Source organism: Streptomyces bohaiensis (genome assembly GCF_012033785.1).
In the GTDB taxonomy this organism is placed as follows: domain Bacteria; phylum Actinomycetota; class Actinomycetes; order Streptomycetales; family Streptomycetaceae; genus Streptomyces; species Streptomyces bohaiensis.
Map to the genome: position 1 here is coordinate 1 of NZ_JAAVJC010000466.1, position 2,013 is coordinate 2,013.

General features: G+C 76.1%; 3 protein-coding genes. 1 reads left to right on the forward strand and 2 read right to left on the reverse strand.

Annotated features, from left to right (window positions below; all coding sequences use genetic code 11):
* Together HCN52_RS23975 and HCN52_RS23980 are read right to left on the reverse strand one after the other, a co-directional pair.
* The coding region (locus HCN52_RS23975; RefSeq protein WP_446696978.1) for an SCO6745 family protein at nt 1-380 on the reverse strand (380 nt) is incomplete at its 3' end.
* 73 nt (nt 381-453) lie between these two features.
* Nucleotides 454-1,245 carry an enoyl-CoA hydratase/isomerase family protein gene (locus HCN52_RS23980; protein WP_168090514.1) on the reverse strand — a complete coding sequence of 264 codons (792 nt, stop codon included), beginning with the start codon at nt 1,243-1,245 and terminating at the stop codon, nt 454-456.
* Nucleotides 1,246-1,360: 115 nt separating this feature from the next.
* Between HCN52_RS23980 and HCN52_RS23985 the strand changes: the two genes are divergently transcribed.
* On the forward strand, nt 1,361-2,013 hold a 653-nt coding region (locus HCN52_RS23985), incomplete at its 3' end, for a DUF308 domain-containing protein (protein ID WP_168090515.1).

Below are 2,013 nucleotides of genomic sequence, written 5' to 3' on the forward strand. Positions count from 1 at the left end.
GCCGCGGCGCGCAGCGCCAGCTCGGCCGCCTCCGCCATCTGCGGGGACTCCACCACGCGGTCGCCGAGCAGCCGGCGCAGGACGCCGTCGGCGGCGCGCAGCCGTGCGTCGAGCACGGCGTCCGGGCGTGCCCGCTCCCAGACACCGGGCAGATGGCGGGCGACGAGGCCGGGTCGGAAGGAGTAGAAGGCGGCGGTGACGCCGCCCGCGCCGACCGGGCCCAGCGGGGCGGCGCGGGTGGCGAGGTAGGCGGCGGTCTGCTCGCCGATGCCGAGCGCGGCCATCTCCCGCGGCAGCTCCGGGGAGAAGTACAGCAGCGAGTGGAGGGGGTTGAGAGCGGCGTGACAGCGCCTGCCGGCGCGGGAAGGCGGGGAGGTCATGCTCTTCACATTACCGAGCGGTATATACCGGGGGTAGTCCGCGGGAGGGGCCGGGCGGTGCTTCCGTCGGCCGTCATGCGGGGCCGTCGCCCGACCGTCCGACGGCCCCGCGACCCGGTCGGGCGGGCCAGTCGAAGCGGGGGGCCCGCCGCTCCAGGAAGGCGGCCACCCCCTCCGCCAACTCGCGTTCCGCACCGTCGGGCCGTGACCAGCGCGCCGTGTGGGCGCCCGCCGGGCCGCGGTCGACGAACTCCTTGGCTGCCTGCTGGGTGAGGCGCGAGCGCGCCGCCAGCGTCGCGGTGAACCCCGCCACGCGCTCGTCCAGCCCTGCGGTGGGGTGCACCTCGTTCACCAGTCCGTACGCCAGCGCCCGTGGGGCGTCGATCAGTTCGGCCGAGAACAGGAGGTACTTGGCCGTCGCCGGGCCGACCAACCGGGCGAGCCGGGCGGTGGCACCCGCCGGGTAGACGAGGCCGAGCCGGGCGGGTGTGACGCCCAGCACGGCGTCCTCCGCGGCGAAGCGCAGATCGCAGGCGACGGCGAGCTGGCAGCCGCCGCCCACGCAGTGGCCCCGGATCGCGGCGAGGGTCGGGCCCGGGAAGGCGGCCAGCGCCTCCTCCGCGGCGGAGGCCAGCTCCCGAGGTGCGGTCCCCGCCCGCAGGCCGCTGATCTCCGCGCCCGCGCTGAAGGTGCCGCCGTACCCGGTGAGCACCAGCGTCCGTACGTCGGGCCGGGCGGCGAGCCCGGTGACGGTCGCGGCCAACTCCCGCCACATGTCGGGGGTCAGCGCGTTCCGCTTGGCGGGGTTGCGCAGGGTCACCGTCGCGACACCGTCCACGACGCCGAGGAGCACGGCAGGTTCCATGACGGGCGATCGTAGGTCGTGGCCGCCGGTGTCCGGAACCCGGCGCCCGGATGGCCTAGGAACAGCGGCGCTGCGGGACGGAACGGAGGAACCTGGCGTGCGAGGAGGTGCCGCCATGCGCCACAAGGAGTCGCACACCCCGCAGGACCCCGGCCGGGACCTGCACCGCAGCCTCGGCCGGTTCGCCGCCCTCGGCGCGGTGCTGGTCGCGGCGGGACTGGTGGGTCTGGTGTACACCGGTGTCGCGACCCTGGGGTCGATGGTGCTGTTCGGCTGGCTGCTGCTGGTCGGCGGGGTGGTGGGGCTGCTGCACGCCGTCCTCTCCCGGGGGTCGGACGTCGTGTGGGTCGGGCTGATCGCCGCCGCCCTCAACCTGGCCGCCGGGGTGATCCTCGTCCGGCACCCCGAGGTGGACGCCGCCGGGCTGAGCCTCTTCGTCGCCCTGCTGCTGCTCACCGGTGGCGTCTTCCGGTTCGTCGGCGGGCTGGTGGTGCGCGGACCCGAGACCATGTGGACCGTGGTGCAGGGCGCCTTCGGGCTGGTGCTGGGGCTGATGGTGCTGCTGGAGTGGCCCGCCGCGACGTGGTACGTGCTGGGCACCTTCCTCTCGCTCGCCCTGCTCTTCGACGGTCTCGGTCTGCTGGCGACGGGGCTGGCGGGGCGGCGCATCCTCGCCATCGCCGGGGCGCCGCCCGCGGGGCGCGGTGGCGGGGAGCGCGGCGACGGCGGCGGTGGGCCCGGTCGCCACGGTCGTGGACACCACCGCGG